14 protein-coding genes and 1 tRNA gene are annotated in these 16,009 nt (G+C 54.3%); 4 read left to right on the top strand and 11 right to left on the bottom strand.

The window, feature by feature from the left end; all coding sequences use genetic code 11:
• Positions 1–204 precede the first annotated feature (204 nt).
• From nac to HFD95_RS11235, 4 genes are all read right to left on the bottom strand, one after another.
• Positions 205–1,122, bottom strand: coding sequence for a nitrogen assimilation transcriptional regulator NAC (nac, locus tag HFD95_RS11250; RefSeq protein ID WP_010247899.1), 918 nt, complete (start codon positions 1,120–1,122; stop codon positions 205–207).
• A 453-nt stretch (positions 1,123–1,575) separates the two neighbouring features.
• On the bottom strand, positions 1,576–2,601 hold the full coding sequence (locus HFD95_RS11245) for an ABC transporter permease (protein WP_174819610.1): 1,026 nt from the start codon (positions 2,599–2,601) through the stop codon (positions 1,576–1,578).
• A 23-nt stretch (positions 2,602–2,624) separates the two neighbouring features.
• A complete protein-coding gene (locus tag HFD95_RS11240) occupies positions 2,625–4,109 on the bottom strand; it encodes a sugar ABC transporter ATP-binding protein (RefSeq protein WP_010247905.1) in 1,485 nt (494 codons plus the stop codon).
• 32 nt (positions 4,110–4,141) lie between these two features.
• On the bottom strand, positions 4,142–5,065 hold the full coding sequence (locus tag HFD95_RS11235) for a sugar ABC transporter substrate-binding protein (protein WP_010247907.1): 924 nt from the start codon (positions 5,063–5,065) through the stop codon (positions 4,142–4,144).
• A 505-nt stretch (positions 5,066–5,570) separates the two neighbouring features.
• Here HFD95_RS11235 and HFD95_RS11230 point away from each other — a divergent pair.
• A tRNA-Asn gene (locus tag HFD95_RS11230) sits at positions 5,571–5,646 on the top strand.
• Positions 5,647–5,736: 90 nt separating this feature from the next.
• Here HFD95_RS11230 and HFD95_RS11225 read toward each other — a convergent pair.
• From HFD95_RS11225 to HFD95_RS11215, 3 genes are all read right to left on the bottom strand, one after another.
• Positions 5,737–6,039, bottom strand: coding sequence for a helix-turn-helix domain-containing protein (locus HFD95_RS11225; RefSeq protein WP_010247918.1), 303 nt, complete (start codon positions 6,037–6,039; stop codon positions 5,737–5,739).
• 4 nt (positions 6,040–6,043) lie between these two features.
• The gene (locus HFD95_RS11220) at positions 6,044–6,397 is read right to left on the bottom strand and encodes a type II toxin-antitoxin system RelE/ParE family toxin (RefSeq protein WP_167430244.1); all 354 of its coding nucleotides are present in this window, start codon (positions 6,395–6,397) and stop codon (positions 6,044–6,046) included.
• Positions 6,398–6,695: 298 nt separating this feature from the next.
• Positions 6,696–7,784 (bottom strand): YncE family protein, encoded by a 1,089-nt coding sequence (locus tag HFD95_RS11215; protein WP_029519619.1) that lies wholly within the window; start codon positions 7,782–7,784, stop codon positions 6,696–6,698.
• Between the two features lie 395 nt (positions 7,785–8,179).
• Between HFD95_RS11215 and fhuE the strand changes: the two genes are divergently transcribed.
• Positions 8,180–10,342, top strand: coding sequence for a ferric-rhodotorulic acid/ferric-coprogen receptor FhuE (fhuE, locus tag HFD95_RS11210; protein WP_167430243.1), 2,163 nt, complete (start codon positions 8,180–8,182; stop codon positions 10,340–10,342).
• A gap of 76 nt (positions 10,343–10,418) precedes the next feature.
• On the opposite strand, the gene HFD95_RS11205 is transcribed toward fhuE, so the two are convergent.
• The 4 genes from HFD95_RS11205 to HFD95_RS11190 form a co-directional block, all read right to left on the bottom strand.
• Entirely contained in the window at positions 10,419–10,820 is a 402-nt protein-coding gene (locus tag HFD95_RS11205; protein WP_010247930.1) for a cell envelope integrity TolA C-terminal domain-containing protein, read from the bottom strand.
• Between the two features lie 98 nt (positions 10,821–10,918).
• Positions 10,919–11,200 (bottom strand): hypothetical protein, encoded by a 282-nt coding sequence (locus HFD95_RS11200; protein WP_010247933.1) that lies wholly within the window; start codon positions 11,198–11,200, stop codon positions 10,919–10,921.
• Between the two features lie 184 nt (positions 11,201–11,384).
• Complete coding sequence (locus HFD95_RS11195; RefSeq protein ID WP_033772154.1) at positions 11,385–12,698, bottom strand: LLM class flavin-dependent oxidoreductase; 1,314 nt, start codon at positions 12,696–12,698, stop codon at positions 11,385–11,387.
• A gap of 47 nt (positions 12,699–12,745) precedes the next feature.
• Positions 12,746–13,816, bottom strand: coding sequence for an iron-containing alcohol dehydrogenase family protein (locus HFD95_RS11190; RefSeq protein WP_033772156.1), 1,071 nt, complete (start codon positions 13,814–13,816; stop codon positions 12,746–12,748).
• Between the two features lie 252 nt (positions 13,817–14,068).
• On the opposite strand from HFD95_RS11190, the gene HFD95_RS11185 reads away from it, so the two are divergent.
• Together HFD95_RS11185 and HFD95_RS11180 are read left to right on the top strand one after the other, a co-directional pair.
• Positions 14,069–14,614, top strand: coding sequence for an N-acetyltransferase (locus HFD95_RS11185; protein WP_033758314.1), 546 nt, complete (start codon positions 14,069–14,071; stop codon positions 14,612–14,614).
• 79 nt (positions 14,615–14,693) lie between these two features.
• Complete coding sequence (locus HFD95_RS11180; RefSeq protein ID WP_167430242.1) at positions 14,694–16,004, top strand: MmgE/PrpD family protein; 1,311 nt, start codon at positions 14,694–14,696, stop codon at positions 16,002–16,004.
• The last annotated feature ends 5 nt before the right edge of the window (positions 16,005–16,009 follow it).

Raw genomic sequence — 16,009 nt, 5'->3', positions numbered from 1 at the left:
GCAGGGCGTGACGAAGGTACCCCGCACAGCGGGGCGCGCAGGCAGCCGGACGCCGGGATTGTTAAGGGGCGGGCGTCCGCCCCTTGACGCGTCCGCCTGCTCGGGCAACCTGAAACTCCCGAACGCCTGGCGGGCGTAACCCGCTCAGTGCAAGCCCGCTGCAAAGCGAAACCGGCTGGTTGCCAGCCCGCTGCAAGCGCCCTCTTAACTCACTAACATTAACTCCCGCTCCTCACTCAGCGGCTTATTCAGCAGCGACAGCAGAATGTTCTTCACTGCCTGCGCTGAAGGTGACAGTGGCAACCGGGCGGAGACGTTCAGTGACAGCGGCAGACTCAATGACGGGCTGTTGATGCGTGACATCCAGGCATCGGTGGAGCCCACCAGCGAACGGGCGGCGGACTCAGGTAATACGGTCACGCCCATGCCGCTGGAAATGGCTGCGGTCAGGGTTGAAATCGATTCGATCTCACCGATGATGCGTGCACTCAGACGACGCAGCGAAAAGGCCTCATCGACCCGCTTGCGTACTGCGCTGTAATCACGCGGTAAGAACAGACTCATCTGCGCCACATCGGCCAGATCGACGCTGGCACCTGGGTAATCGGTGGCGCCTACCAGAAAGAGATCCTCTTTCATCAGCGGCATGCTGGTGATCCCGGCAGTGGGCGCGCGATCGTACAGCACCGCCATATCCAGCTGACCGTTCATCACTTTCTCATTCAGCACGCTGCCGCTATTTTCGTGCAGATAAACCAGCACTTCCGGAAATTGATCGCGCACGGTCTGCAACAGCGGCATGGTCAGCGATGAAGCCGCCGTCCCTGGGGCCAGCCCAATCGATACCTGTCCACTCAGCACCTGACCGGCGTTAATTACCGCAGTCTGGGCCTGCTCACACTGGCGCAGAATGGTGCGCGCATGACCATAGAGAATCTTACCCGCCTCAGTTGGCGTAACGCCGCGCTTGGTACGAATCAGCAACTGCTGATCAAGTTCATTTTCCAGCGTCGCGACCTGCTGACTGAGTGCAGGCTGGGCGATGTGCAACACTTCTGCTGCCTGCGTCAGACTGCCGATATCGACGATTTTCACAAAGTACTTCAGTCGTCTTAAATTCATCTTGCCTCCGTCACTCACCCCGAATAGCGAAATGGGTCTGATCCCATCGCCCTGATAACAGATATTTTGCAAGATGCAGGCCAGGTTTAAAAAATTCAGGCCATCAGGCAGCCAGATTTTTCCTAACGGCCCGGAAAATAAGCGTTTCTGATTACCTCTTATGGGTTAATAAGGATCAGGAATGGCTGAGAAGAGAGAGTAAAGCCGTCAGGCGCACTGTGACAGTGCAGACGCTGCGAGTCAGACGTGCAGAAAAGTGATGACAGGTTGTACAGTTTGAGTGCAGTGGAAACGCATTGCACCTGATGAAGGCTTGCAGGGCCTGAACAGAGGAGTAAAAAACAGGGAGTAAATGTAACCGCTATCAGCAGGATTTCTTATCGCTGACAAATGCCGGATGATAAAAGCAGCCGTTGCCCTCTCCCGCATTCGGAAGAAGGCAACGCCTGCTGATTAACGTTTTTTGCGGTTACGGTGCATGTCGATAGAGACCGCAGCCACAATAATCATCCCTTTGATGATGTCCTGAATGTACGCATCGACACCAACGAAGGTGAATCCGCTTTTAATCAGGCCAAGGATCACTGCGCCAATTAATGTTCCGGTGATACGGCCTACGCCACCCATCAGGCTGCTGCCACCGATAACGGCTGCGGCAATCGCATCCAGCTCGTACGACATCCCCATGCTCGACTGACCGCTGCTGACGCGCGCCGCCAGTACTACACCCGCCAGGCCAGAGAGCGCGCCTGCAATGGTGTAGACGATAATCAGATACTTATTAACGTTGATACCGGAGACTTTCGCCGAGGTCATGTTGCCGCCGATGGCGTAAACATATTTACCGTAGCGGGTATGCTTCAGGGCGATATGGAACAGCAGCGCCACCACCAGGAAAATGACTACCGGCATGGCACCCTGTCCGATTGAGGTGAAGCCATCGGAAAGGAAGCTGATCGGATTGCCCTGGGTGTAATACTGCGCCAGACCACGTGCCGACACCATCATGCCCAGCGTGGCAATAAAGGGCGGAATGCCGGTGCGGGTAATCAGTACACCATTGACCACGCCCGCCAGCAAACCGACGCCGATACCGGCCGCGATAGGGATCACCGCAGGCATATTCACCAGCGACGGATACATTGGCGACAGGCTGTCAGAGGTCTGCGCCAGGCTCGCGGCCACCACTGCCGCCAGGGCAATAATGGATCCGGAGGAGAGATCGATACCGGTGGTGATGATGACCTGGGTCACGCCGACGGCGATAATCCCGATAATCGCCACCTGCAATACAATCAGGATCAGACGGTTGGTGTTGAGCAGGAAAGACTGGTCACGCACGTACCAGCCGAACATTTCAAAAATTAACGCAATCCCCACCATCACCACGAAAATGCCGGTATCTTTCGGCAATTTATGACGCAGGCTGGCAAAAAAAGAGGGTTGCTGCGGGGCTGCCGGGGTGGCAGTAGCTTTCATATTGCTCATAGTGGTCTCGCGCCTCACTCGGATGCCAACGACAGAATGGTTTCCTGATCGGCTTCTTCTTTATCGAGGATGCCGGTTATACGCCCGCCGTGCATGACCATTACCCGGTCGCTCATGCCAAGAATTTCCGGCAGTTCAGAGGAGACCATGATGATAGCCACGCCACGGTTGGCAAGTTCACTGATTAAGCGGTAAATCTCCGCTTTCGCGCCGACGTCAATGCCGCGCGTCGGTTCGTCCAGAATCAGAATCTTCGGTTGCGCCAGCAGCCAGCGGGCAATCAGGACTTTCTGCTGATTACCGCCGCTGAGGTTATTGATGATTTGATCCATGGTTGGCGTTTTAATGTTGAGACGACGGATTTGATCCATGCAGTCCTGCGCCATCTTCACATGGCTGACAAACCCGCTTTTGCCGCTGTACTCCGGCATGTTAACGATGCTCATGTTCTCCATTACCGATAGCACCAGAAACAGGCCGGACTTTTTACGGTCTTCGGTGAGGAACGCCATGCCCTTTTCAATCGCGGTTGAGGGTGAGTCGATTGTCACCGGCACGCCATCAATCAGGATCTCGCCGCTGTCGAAGCTCTCCATGCCGAACAGGCTCTCCATCACCTCGCTGCGACCCGCACCCACCAGTCCGGCGACGCCGAGGATCTCCCCCCGGCGCACACTGAAACTGACGTCGGTGAAACGATCTTTGCAGGTGAGATTGCGCACCGTCAGCACTTCTTCACCAATTGCGCTGTTGAATTTCGGGAACAGCTGGGTCAGTTCGCGTCCCACCATCTGAGTAATCAGCGACTGGCGGGTATATTTCGACGTCTGATCGCTGGCGATCCAACTGCCGTCACGGAAGATACTGACTTCGTCGGTGATGGTGAAAATTTCATCCATCTTATGGCTGATGTAGATGATCGCTTTGCCCTGCTCCCGCAGGTCACGAATGATGGTAAACAGATGCGCCACTTCGGTTTCTGTCAGCGCGGAGGTGGGCTCATCCATGATCACGATGTCTGAATCCCATGAAACTGCTTTGGCAATCTCAACCATCTGCTGCGACGCGATGCTCAGCTCGCCCACCATCCGATCGGCTTTCAGGCGGATATTCAGGCGGTTGAGCAGTTCCTGCGTCATCTGATTAAGTCGGGCGTGATCGACAAAGCCAAATCTCATCGGCTCGCGACCCAGCCAGATATTCTCGGCGACGGTCATGTAAGGCACCAGGTTGAGTTCCTGGTGGATCATTGAAATGCCGGAACGCAACGCGTCCATGGTGTCCTGAAACTGCACCGGCTCCCCTTTAATTTTGATGGTGCCCTGATCGGGACGATACATCCCGATCAGGCACTTCATTAAAGTGGATTTGCCCGCGCCATTTTCGCCCATCAAGGCATGTACCGTTCCCGGACGCACCCGCAACGAGACGTTGTCGAGGGCTTTAACGCCGGGGAAGAACTTGCTGATGCCTTCGGCTTCAAGCGCAAAAGCGTTCATACATCACCTCCGTACAGCTGGGTCGGGAACGACTATTTCAGGTTACGCTTGGTAAACTGTTCCATGTTTTCTTTAGTAATCAACTGGTAGGGGATATTGATGACTTTCTGAACTTTCTCGCCATTCACCAGTTTGATTGCCGTCTGCACCGCACCTTCACCCTGGCCCTGCGCATCCTGGAATACCGTGGCGACCATCTTGCCCTGCTTCAGCATCTGCAGCGCATCGGGTGTGCCATCGACGCCAGCGATCAGGATTTTGTCCGGATTTTTACCCAGTGCCTGCAGCGCACCGATCGCCATTTCATCGTTGTTAGAAGCGATGGCATTGATCTCATCACCGGCGGTCATCCAGTTACTGACTACGTCTACCGCATCGTTACGGGTAAATTTGGCGGTCTGTTTCTGAACAATTTTGATGCCAGGGAATTTAGCCGCAACCTCTTCCACACCTTTGGTACGGTCACGGGTCGCTTCATTCGCCAGGTCACCCATCAGGATGGCAACGTTGCCTTTGCCGTTCATCGCTTTAGCCAGCGCTTCCATCTGTAAGCGTCCAGCCAGTTCCGAATCGGACCCGACATAGGCCATTTTGCCGGTCAGCTCAGCCTGTGGACGGCGGTTGACAAAGATCAGCGGGATACCCGCTTTGCTCGCCTGGTCCATAATCGGTTTCACTGCATTGGTATCGACCGGGTTGACGATCAGTGCATCAACACCCTGACCGATAAAGTTCTGAACCTGCTGCAACTGCTGTGAAACGTCGCCTTTTGCATCCTCAACCTGCCCTTTAACGCCATCTTTCTGCATCTCTTTCTGCATTGAGGTACGCAGAATGGTGAGGAAGTTGTCATCAAACAGCGCCATGGAGACGCCAACTGAGATATCTTTTGCCATAACCGCGGCAGGTAACATGCAGGCTAACAGTGAGGCGACAATCGTTTTTTTAATGTTCATAGGGACCCTTCTTATTTGTTAACTTGCTCAGCGGCTGTGACCGCGAATGAAAAATATCTTTTACATTCACCCAGCCTGTCTGGCGTCTGTTTCGGGAAATTTGAGGTAAGACTTCAGGTTCTGACTATTTTTGTGATCGACCACTCCTTTTCACAATCACTTGATCTGCAAACAGTTAACTTCAAAATAGCGTTTCACTTTCAGACGATAATGACGACCGTGATGATAAGCAGTTTATTTATTCCATATAATCACGTTTTGAAATTTTTATCATAAAAGCACTGAAACGGTTGTTTTAACATCGGCAAACAACAAAACTTTGACATGCCTCTAACATCTGCGGAGAAATGCCCGCAAAGTGAGATCCTGTTGGCAGTTTGAAAATCCAGCAGAATCGGGTAAAAATCGCCAATCCGCTGCTTTTACGAGCATCTGAACGCAATTCAGTAAACAGGGCTTTGACAAGCGGGATCTGCGCCGCTAATATTCGCCCCGTTCAAGCGATTCCTCTGTAGTTCAGTCGGTAGAACGGCGGACTGTTAATCCGTATGTCACTGGTTCGAGTCCAGTCAGAGGAGCCAGAATTAGAAAAGCCCGCTCAGGGAAACCTGAGCGGGCTTTTTGCATTTATGTTTTCGGTCACGGCGGCATGACATCCCCGCCTGAATGGCTTACACCTCAAACCCGTAGTGCGAGCCGTCCGGCAGTTCCACCACCAGCCGCAGCTTACCCCCTGCCGCATCGATATAGCGCTTGAGCGTGGAGAGCTTCAGGTCGCGGCCCGGCTTCTCCATGCCCGCCACGGTAGGCTGTGTAATGCCCAGCGCCTTTGCCATTTCGACCTGTGTTTTCTGCACTTTCTCGCGCAGCTCGGCAAGGTGAATGTTGAGCAGGATATCCGTCGCCATCGCCTGTGCGTCGGCAACGACTTCCGGTTTTTCATCCGCAATAAGCTGTTCAAGCGTTCTGCCCATCTGGTTACTCCTCATCTTTAAAACTATTCAGCCAGTGTGTAAATTCCCGATCGGCAAACGGAAGCATCTCCTGATAAAAACGCTTTTCATTGCCCACCTTATTTCCGGCACAAAGCACAATCGCCGTTCGGTTTGGGTCAAAAGCAAAGAAAGCCCTTATCGGATCGCCGCGACTCTGAATACGCAGCTCTTTCATGTTGATAGAAACAGAGCCTTTTAGCGTATCCGCGTATGGCCTGGACAACCCCGGCCCTTTTTCGCGCAACACCATTAATGCTGCCAGTACGCAGGCGCGATCGCTCTCATTAAGCAAGGTAAACCAGCGATCAAACCTCTCCGTCGTTTTAATCATCCACACGGGATCTCCTTATTAATATAGGTTAAATACTATATAGGTGTAAAGCGATAATCGAGTGTGATGCAGGGGGATTTCAGATGCCTGTGCTTTTAGTGCAAAGTGAGAGAAGCGTTCAGCCGGGTCAGTGATGAATCCACACAACCTTCATCGTTTTGCGAGCTGTACCGGATTGGTTATGGGGTGAGATGATGTGAGACGTTGTTATCAATAAGAAAGCCCGCTCAGGCTTCCCGGAGCGGGCTTTCACTTTGTTCGCATCGCTTCCCTGCCAATGCAGAGTGACGCTTTTAGCGCGTGATTACGGCAGCGCGATACGGGCAATCTCGTCAGTGCCTTTGGTGGAGGAATCTTTGTTGAATTCCGCCTTAAGCGTGACATAGAGCGTATTGTTGTCCGGGCCAATCAGCAGGCTGTTTGGGTTCTTGTCAAACGACCAGCTGTTTTTCACCGCGTAGGTGGTGGCATCCAGTTGCAGCACTTTCTTCGATTCGCGCTGGCTGATGTAAAGCTCATTGCGTTTAGCGTTGAACTTGATGCCCATCGCATCGCCTTCGATGCGCTTGATCACTTTGCCGGTGCGCTCATCAAAGATCAGCGTGGCTTTGCCTTTGGAGTCGTCAGTAACAAACAGGCGACCGGTAGCAGGATCTTCCGCCATGTTCAGGAACAGATACTCTTTGCCATCGCCTGCGGTCCAGCGCTTCTCGATTTTATGGCTGCGTGGATTGATCACCAGAATTTCACCCGAGCCGTTAGCCGCATAAATGCGCTCAGTCAGCGGGGAATAGATGATACCGGTGACCCATTTCCCGGCGTTTTTAATCTCGGTTTTCAGCTTAAACGTTCGGGTATCCACGACGGAGATATAGCCCGGTTCGGCTACGCGACCGACATAAAGCTCGTTGCCGTGCCACAGGACTTCACGCGCACCCGCCGGATAGCCCTCTTTACTGATCTTGCCCGGGAACACCAGACGCTGCAGCACTTTGCCACTCTGGGCGTCCACTTTGGAGATCGCGCCATCCAGTGAGTTGGTGGTGTAGAACACCTGACCGTTTTCATCGATAGCGGTACCGAAGTTTTTCATGTCGGTATGCGTTTCGCCTTTGGTCGTCAGCGTGGCCGGATCGAGACGATAGATCATGCCGCCGTTCACATCCTTAAACGCCTGCGCGCTGGCGACAAACAACGCTTTTGACGCAGGGGAGTAAGCCATTTCGTACAGACCATCACCCAGAGCGCGTTGTGTCACTGCGGTATTAACCGGTTTTGGGGCTTCAGCGGCAGGCGCATCGGCTTTTTTAGCTGGTGCCTGACACGCTGTCAGGCTAAAGGCAGCGGCAACTGCCATGGCAACAGCGGCTTTGCGCGGGCTTAACGATTTCATGCTGAACTCCGTCAGGGAATAAAGAATGAGAATCATACGCATTAACAGCCAGTAATCAAATGACGATGCTGCTATCCATGCCTGTCCGGTCATTTAACCCGCATTAAACCGCTTAACTGCCCCGTGAAATTCCATCTGAATGCCCCTTTTCTGCTTTCAAATCTGATAAACACCAGCAACTAAAAGGCTTTAAATTTCCCTATCACATTGAATTATAAATAATAAACATAAAGTTACACTTTCGATTGAATCCTTTGAAGAATATATAAAGCAAATGATTATCATTGGCGTTCTCATAACTGGCTGAGCGTCTTTTTCCAGAAGATGAGTGGATAAAAAATAACAACCAAAGACACAACGGTTTAACTCAATACCAATTTTTAATGGAAAATTTTATGGCTCGTAGTGGCAGGGAATCAGGTTTCAGAAACAGCTTTAGCGTCTCATTACTGACACTGGCGATACACACCCTCTTCCACCCCGCCCTGGCGGCGGAGGAGACATCGCAGGATATGGTGGTCAGCGCCACGCCTGACGAAACCAGTGACAGCGGTAAGCAGAATTACGCGGTGCAGACCACCCGCGCGGGCACCAAATTAATGCTGACACCGCGAGATGTGCCTCAGTCACTCAGCGTGGTGACGCAGCAGCGAATGCAGGATCAGGATCTGCAATCGGTTAATGATGTGCTGACCAACGCCACCGGTATCTCCACCAATCTTATCGACAGTGAACGCTCCGAGTACTATTCACGCGGCTTCAAAGTCAGCAACTTCACTTTCGATGGCATTCCGACCTCGGTTAACGATACATGGAATTACGGCGACGCGGCGTCCGACACGGCAATCTATGACCGTATTGAAATCGTGCGCGGTGCGACCGGCCTGATGACCGGAGCGGGCAGCCCTTCGGCCTCGATCAATATGGTGCGTAAACATGCTGACAGCAAAACCGCGACCGGCACGCTGAGTGCCAGCTATGGCAGCTGGAACAAGCAGCGCTACGTGGCGGATCTCTCTGCCCCGCTTAATAGCGATGGCAGCCTGCGCGGCCGTGTGGTGACCGGTTATACCGATCAGGAGAGCTGGCTGGATCGCTATCAAAAAACCAAAAAATTCATCTACGGCGTGATTGATGCAGACCTTACCGACAAGACGACGCTGTCACTGGGCTACGACTATGAAGATGACAACACCGGCAATCCAACCTGGGGCGGCCTGCCGATGTTTTACAGTAACAACGCCACGACACATTACGACCGCAGCCTGAATTCATCAGCTAACTGGGCGCGTTACAACACTAACTCGCGCAAAGTTTTTGCGGATATCGACCATAACTTCGATAACGGCTGGAATATTCATATTAATGGCACGCACGCCGAGAATACCTTCAGCGATAAGCTGCTCTATGTGATGGGCAATCCCGATCAGGAGAGCGGTGAAGGCACTACCGGTTATGGCAGTATGGATCGCGGCAAGCGTAAAATGGATTCAATCGATGGCTTTGCCAGCGGCCCGTTTGAACTGCTGGGTCGTCAGCACCTGTTGATGGCCGGGGCAAGCTACAGCCGCCAGCATAATGCCGCATACAGCCAGGATGGATTCAGCGATGCGGAGGCGGGTGAAATCACTGCCGCCGATATGGGAATTTTCAATAATAGCTGGACCGGTAACGTTGCGGAGCCTGAATGGCAGGGCTGGTATCTCAACGATGATGACACTGTTCGTCAGAAATCAGTCTATAGCGCTGCACGTCTGTCGCTGGCCGATCCGCTGTCGCTGATTATTGGCGCTCGCTATACCCAATGGAGCACCCATGGCAGCAGCGGAGAGATGACTAAAAATAACACCACGCCTTATGCAGGGCTGGTGTATGACATTAATGACACCTGGTCCGCCTATGGCAGCTACACCGCCATTTTCCTGCCGCAGACTTATCGCGATACTCACGGCAGTTACCTCTCACCAGTGACCGGTAAAAGTTACGAGACCGGTCTGAAATCCGCCTGGAACGATGGCCTGCTGACCGCCAGCGTAGCAATTTTCCGCATCGAGCAGGATAACGTTGGACAGGCAATTGATGGCGTTTATCTGAGCGGCAATGAGCAGGCTTATGACGCCGCCAAAGGTGCAGTGAGTAAAGGTGCCGAGTTCGAGCTGAATGGCGCGCTGACCGATAATCTGCAGCTGACCTTTGGCGCAACCCGCTATGTGGCACGCGATAAAAGTGGCCGGTTCAACAGCTATCAGCCGCAAACCTCATTCAAGCTTTTCACCCGTTATCAGTTAGCCGCGATCCCCGAGCTCACCGTTGGTGGCGGAGTTAACTGGCAGAACCGGGTGTTTAAAAACGTGACCAATGCCAGCGGCGACACCGTACGGGTATATCAGGGCAGCTACCCGCTGGCCTCGTTGTTTGCCCGCTATCAGGTGAATAAGCAGGTTGCCGTACAGGCCAACGTCGATAATCTCTTTGACCGTGAATATTACAGCTATATGAACAGCTACGTTTACGGTGAGCCACGTAACGTGAATGTCAGCGTGTCTTATCAGTTCTGATAATGGTGAGCTGAGAGGCCAGACAGCCCGCGATTGCGGGCTGTTTAGTGTGCTGATTTAACAGGCATGATGCGTGTCAGGGCTGTCCTTCCATATTCCAGCGCGCTGATCCCATCACATCGAAAACATGCTGGTCGGTGAAAGCCGGAAATCTGGCGCGTTTTGCCGCCACTTTGAGCGCGTTGCAATAATCTTTATCGCCCCCTTTGATAATAAAATTATCCAGGGTGCCATCAATTTTGAAATCCAGATGGGCATTACAGCGTTTCCCCTTCCAGGCGTGCGGCTCTGATAGTGCAGCATCCAGCGCTTTTTTTATGCCAGATGCCTGCTGACCATAGATATCGTTGTCCCCGACTTTTCCTGAACGGTTATAGCTGCAGGTTTCGAGTGCGCTTTTTTTAATGCATTCGTGTGGAGTGAGAGGCGCACAACCGGCTAACAGGGCACAGCAGAAAATGGGAATGATCTTTTTCATGGATAAGTCCTTTTAGGTGAAAAGGGAACGGCGTCCTGCTCCCTGGTTATTCTGATATCAGGCTAAGCTAAACCCCTGCAAAGTGAATCAACACAGGGTTATTTTCCCGTTTTTTTTCGCCAGAAGAGAGAGAAAGCAATCGCTGTTAATACGCCAATCAGGGGCATCGTGGCCGCGCCCGCCAGAAAGTTGTGCTGGTCGATGCGTTTGTCCCTGCGGATATCCGCGAAGCGTGCGAGTGCCTGTTTTTCATCTGAGGCACGAACTTCCTCGAACTGTTTTTTATAACCCTGCTCTGTCAGATCGAAAGCTCGTGTTACGTCCGATCTTTCAAGTGCAACAGTGTATTTGCCTTTGGTATAGAACCTGTATTCTGACATTCAGCGATCTCACATCCCGGGGATAGATTTGCACTATATCGGGTATGAATGGGTTTGCAGAACGCTTTTGGAAAATAGTGCGGCACAATACAGGCTCCAGCCTCCCTGCTGAGTTAACCGCATCTCCTTTTCCAGCAAACTGCATGCAGTATTGCGGTAATATTTCCCGTGATGGCCGTGGCTGTTAACTCTCTTCGGTTATCACTTCAAGCCCCAGATTCTCCCGCAGCGTAGCAAACTCATACTCATCGCGAAACAGTCCGCGACGACGCAGTTCCGGGATCACCAGCTCCACAAACAGATCCAGTTGTTCAGGCATAATGGCTGGCATAATGTTAAAGCCGTCAGCCCCGCCCTGCTCCAGCCACTGCTGGAAGTCGTCGGCGATATCTTCAGCGGTACCGACAATCACGCGGTGTCCGCGTGAACCGGCGGCGACGGCGGCCAGCTCACGCAGCGTCAGATTCTCGCGCTTTGCCATATCGGTCATCAGCTTAACGCGGCTCTGATTACCTTCGCCCAGCGGAACCTCCGGTACCGGGCCATCCAGTGGATATTGGCTGAGATCCATACTGAACCGCAGTGAAAGCTGACGAAGCCCGTTCTCGATATCCACCAGCGTATTCAGCTTTTTCCACAGCGCCTTCGCCTCCTCACGCGTGCGGCCAATAATCGGCATGACACCGGGCATGATCACGACATGATCCGGGTTACGCCCGGCGGCAATGACCTGCTCCTTTTGAGTGCGATAGAACGCTTGCGCTTCCTCCAGACTGGCGGAGGCGGTAAAGATCACTTCCGCTGTCTCAGCCGCCAGCTTCTGACCATCAGCAGAAGAACCTGCTTCGATAATCACCGGACGTCCCTGGGGCGAACGCGTGATGTTCAGGGGGCCTTGTACCTGAAAATGCTCGCCCTGATGGTTGATCGGTTTGATCTTCTCATCAACAAAATAGTCCCCGGTCGCTTTATCAGGCTGCACTGCCCCCGCTTCCCAGCCCCGCCACAATTTGTCTGCCACCTCAAGGAACTCCCGCGCACGGGCATAGCGGGAAGCGTGGTCGGGCATATCGCTGCGGCTGAAGTTACGTGCAACGTCAGTGGAAAACGAGGTCACGACGTTCCACGCGGCCCGGCCACGGCTGATGTGATCCAGTGACGAGAAACTGCGCGCCAGCGTAAAGGGATCGCTGAAGGTGGTAGAGGCGGTTGCGGCCAGGCCAATACGTCTGGTGTTGACCGCCAGCGCCGCCAGCATCGTCAGCGGTTCAAGGCGTGCCATGGTCGACGGCAGACGATACATGCTGGTTGCCAGTGCATCACCCACAAAGAACAGGTCGAACTTACCCGCTTCGGCTTTTTTAGCCAGCGTGATCAGCCAGTCGATGTCAGTGGGATCGCCCAGCTGTTCAGTCAGACGCCAGCCGCTCACGTGCTGACCCACCGGTTGAACAAACAGGCCGAGCCGCAGGCGACGTGATGGAGTGAAATGATTCATGAACGATTCCTGGTCTGTAAGGTGAAAAGGCGCGCCGCAGCGCGCGCTTAAAAAAGGGTGTCCGTCGCCAGCAGCGCCTGCTCCAGCGCGCGGGCAGAGACGCTAAACGGCAGCCGTTCTGCGCAAGCCTGGGGGAATTTAATCTGCTGCGCGAGGTTGCGCAGCGCGCTATGGCGATCGCCGCGTAACACCGGCAGCTTCAGCGGCATATCGTAGTGACGCAGCAGCGCAAGGAGTTCTGCATCCGCGACACCGTCATGTTCCATCAGCGACTGCACCAGCAGGCTGAAGCCGACTTTCTCACCGTGCAGCCAGTGATGCAGCTCCGGCAGGTGCGTCAGTCGATTGTGAATGGCGTGCGCAAAGCCCGGCGTCGGCAGCAGGTCGCGCACACTATTCGCCAGCCCGGCGAGCACGATAGTGGCATCAATGACTCTGACCAGTTCAGGCGTGACCCGCTGCTGCTGGCAGGCCAGGATCGCGGCGTCTCCCTGCTGCCGAAAAGTGTCCAGCGCCTGCCGCGCGGTCATCACCTTAAGATCCAAAGCCAGATCATCAGGGTTGTGCTGCTGATAAGGCCGGAATTCATAATATTTGGCCAGCGCATCCACAATACCCGCTTTCAGGTAGCGCACATCGCTCCGGGCGATCACTTCACTGTCCACCAGCACCAGCTCCGGCATTTTCCCCAGCGGCTGGCTGTGCAGATGGCCGCCTTGCTCGTTATAGATGATGGCAATCGGTGACCAGGCCGCGCAGGTTGCCGCCTGGGTCGCAAAGTTAACCAGTGTGACCGCCGGCAACTGGCTGGCAGCGGCTTTAGCCGCATCCAGCACGCGTCCGCCCCCAATCGCCAGCAGCAGTTCTGCGCCCTGCTGTTCGGTATGGTGTTTTAAGCTGGCGATGGCCTGTTCTGTACATTCGCCCTCTAAATAGTCGAGCTGCCAGCGGATGCCATTCTCTTCAAGACTCTGGCTTAATTCCGGATTAACCGCCTGCCACGCCTGAGGAGAGGTAAAAATACGAATATGGGTGGCATAGGGTTTAATAAACTGACCGGCGCGGATGCGCAGGCCCGCCTCATGCGCATAGGCTCGCGGAGATGTAATGGCTAACACAGCAGCATCCTGATTATATAAAATAGAAAAAGACTTTTATTACAGTGAGTTAATAGCGTTTCATGGAATTTAATTTCTTTTCTGAATACTACGACAAATAACAATTTAAGCAATCAAAAACCGGCCATTTCATATTCACAAATCCGCATTAGGTTAGTTATTTTTCACACATAGCGACCCGGCTTTTACTGTTAATCTCTCATTCTGGCTGAATGAATTAACTGCCTGCCTGGCAGTTTTCCGGGAAATATTATGCAACTCGATTTTCGTCAGGTCAGAGAAGATGAGGTAGATGTTTATCTGGCGCTGATGCATGCCGCCTATGCACCCGTTAAAGCACTGGGCATTAAATTTGATGCCGCCACGGCTGACCGCGCTACAGCATTACGCCATCTGCAGAATCATGGCGTGTATGCGCTCTACATGCGTGACCAGATGGTTTCATCAGTGACCGTTCGCTATCCCTGGGGGCCGCTGCCCGGCCCGTTTGGGCTGCCGCATATCGGCTGGTTTGGCGCGCATCCCGACTATCCCGGCCACCATTTTGGTCGCCAGGTTCAGGATCGGTTAGAGCAGGAAATCCTGATCGATCAGTTGCATGCCCCTGCGGTCTCGCTGGGCACCGCCACCCATCACCCCTGGCTGAAAGAGATGTATCTGAAACGTGGCTTCCAGCCGATGCATACCCGCGATCTCGGTAAAGGTCACATCACCCTCTATATGAAAAAAGTACTGGACCCGGCGGCACATGATGCCTGGCTGAGCCGCCAGACAGCAGCAGAAGGAAACCCGCTATGAGCAGCGATAATCCCGCATCACTGGGCGAACAGCCGATCGCGTTTCGCCACGAACTACACCGTTTTCCGGAGCGACCGCAATGAACCTGAGCGTAATGCTGGCTGAACATATCCTTTATGGTCAGCCGGATGAGACAGCGCACCAGCACGCGCGTGAAGGTGTGCGGGACTTCCTGGCGGTGAGCTGGCCGGTGTTACAGGGCGAGGTGCCGGATAGCGGCTTACCGGCACTGCGCACAATCTACCGCGACGGCAGCGTGCGCTCGCAGGCGCTGCTGCTGGGCTATGCCGGACATGCGCTGGACTACGATGATTTTCATGCCGATTTTCGCGGTCACCCCAGCGTAGTGATCCTGCCCGCCCTGCTCGCCTGGCAGCAATATCAGCCAAAGCGCCTGAACCGTTTTCTGGATGCTTACGTCACGGGTGTGGAAATGGCAGGTCGCCTGGGACTGGCTGTCAGCCAGCAACATTACGCGCTGGGCTATCACAACACGGCAACGCTGGGCACCCTGGCAGCGGCGGCGGCACTGGCGCGTTTGCTGGCGCTGGAAAGTGATGCAACCGCGACCCTGCTGGGGATCGCTGCCACCCAGGCCAGCGGGCTACGCGCGCAGTTTGGTTCGGCGGTGAAACCACTGCACGCTGGTTTTGCCGCCGAACGTGCGGTGTCAGCGGCTCTGCTGACACTGGCCGGAATAGATGGCCGTCAGGCGGGTGTGATTGAGGCTTTTCTGGCAGCCAGCAGTTCGGGTCAGGCGCAGCCGGAGAAATTGCTGGAAAACTGGGGCCGCCCCTGGCGGATTAGCGCGCCCGGACTGGAGTTCAAACCTTTCCCAACCTGCGCAGGCACCCACAGCGCAGCGGAAGCGGCACAAATGCTGCGCCAGCAGTGGCTGGCAGCCGGCAAACCTCTTGATGCGCTGCTGAGCCAGATTGTCGATATCACCGTCGCCTTCCCGCCAGGCGGTGACATCGCCGCTTCCATATCCGTTCCGACGCACGGCATTGAAGCGCGTTTCAGCCTGGAATATGTGATTGCTGCGATGCTGATCTACGGCGATCTGCGTTTGCAGGATTTCGCCGAGGGCGATCTCAATCATCAGATTATGCCGCTGGCCGCCCGCGTCCGTCGTACTCCCGATAACAGCGCGCCGCCCGATGCGATCAATCCCGCCCTGCGCTTCCATGACGTCACGCTGACGCTGAGTGATAGCACAAAGCTGCATCAGCGCCGCACGCGCCAGCAGTCACTGGCAGAGAGTGTGGGTGTAAACAGGAAACTGCAGCTGGTGCTGCAGGCGTCGTCGCCCGATCTGCTGGCAGCCAGTGAGCTGCGTTCAACGGCAGATTTGCAGGCGCTGGGCCGCGCAGTGCTGAGCGCCCTGTAACCGAC

This window comes from Pantoea sp. EKM10T (assembly GCF_011800685.1).
GTDB lineage: Bacteria > Pseudomonadota > Gammaproteobacteria > Enterobacterales > Enterobacteriaceae > Pantoea > Pantoea agglomerans.
Note: the sequence above shows the minus strand (reverse complement) of the source record. Positions and strands in the feature narration are given on the sequence as shown.

What these genes read in the sequence shown, in the direction of transcription:
- fhuE (WP_167430243.1), top strand. Translation starts at nt 8,180, where the DNA reads ATGGCTCGTAGTGGCAGGGAATCAGGTTTCAGAAACAGCTTTAGCGTC.
- HFD95_RS11225 (WP_010247918.1), bottom strand. Translation starts at nt 6,039, where the DNA reads ATGGGCAGAACGCTTGAACAGCTTATTGCGGATGAAAAACCGGAAGTC.
- HFD95_RS11215 (WP_029519619.1), bottom strand. Translation starts at nt 7,784, where the DNA reads ATGAAATCGTTAAGCCCGCGCAAAGCCGCTGTTGCCATGGCAGTTGCC.
- HFD95_RS11195 (WP_033772154.1), bottom strand. Translation starts at nt 12,698, where the DNA reads ATGAATCATTTCACTCCATCACGTCGCCTGCGGCTCGGCCTGTTTGTT.
- HFD95_RS11240 (WP_010247905.1), bottom strand. Translation starts at nt 4,109, where the DNA reads ATGAACGCTTTTGCGCTTGAAGCCGAAGGCATCAGCAAGTTCTTCCCC.
- HFD95_RS11235 (WP_010247907.1), bottom strand. Translation starts at nt 5,065, where the DNA reads ATGAACATTAAAAAAACGATTGTCGCCTCACTGTTAGCCTGCATGTTA.
- HFD95_RS11185 (WP_033758314.1), top strand. Translation starts at nt 14,069, where the DNA reads ATGCAACTCGATTTTCGTCAGGTCAGAGAAGATGAGGTAGATGTTTAT.
- HFD95_RS11200 (WP_010247933.1), bottom strand. Translation starts at nt 11,200, where the DNA reads ATGTCAGAATACAGGTTCTATACCAAAGGCAAATACACTGTTGCACTT.
- HFD95_RS11180 (WP_167430242.1), top strand. Translation starts at nt 14,694, where the DNA reads ATGAACCTGAGCGTAATGCTGGCTGAACATATCCTTTATGGTCAGCCG.
- HFD95_RS11205 (WP_010247930.1), bottom strand. Translation starts at nt 10,820, where the DNA reads ATGAAAAAGATCATTCCCATTTTCTGCTGTGCCCTGTTAGCCGGTTGT.
- HFD95_RS11245 (WP_174819610.1), bottom strand. Translation starts at nt 2,601, where the DNA reads ATGAAAGCTACTGCCACCCCGGCAGCCCCGCAGCAACCCTCTTTTTTT.
- nac (WP_010247899.1), bottom strand. Translation starts at nt 1,122, where the DNA reads ATGAATTTAAGACGACTGAAGTACTTTGTGAAAATCGTCGATATCGGC.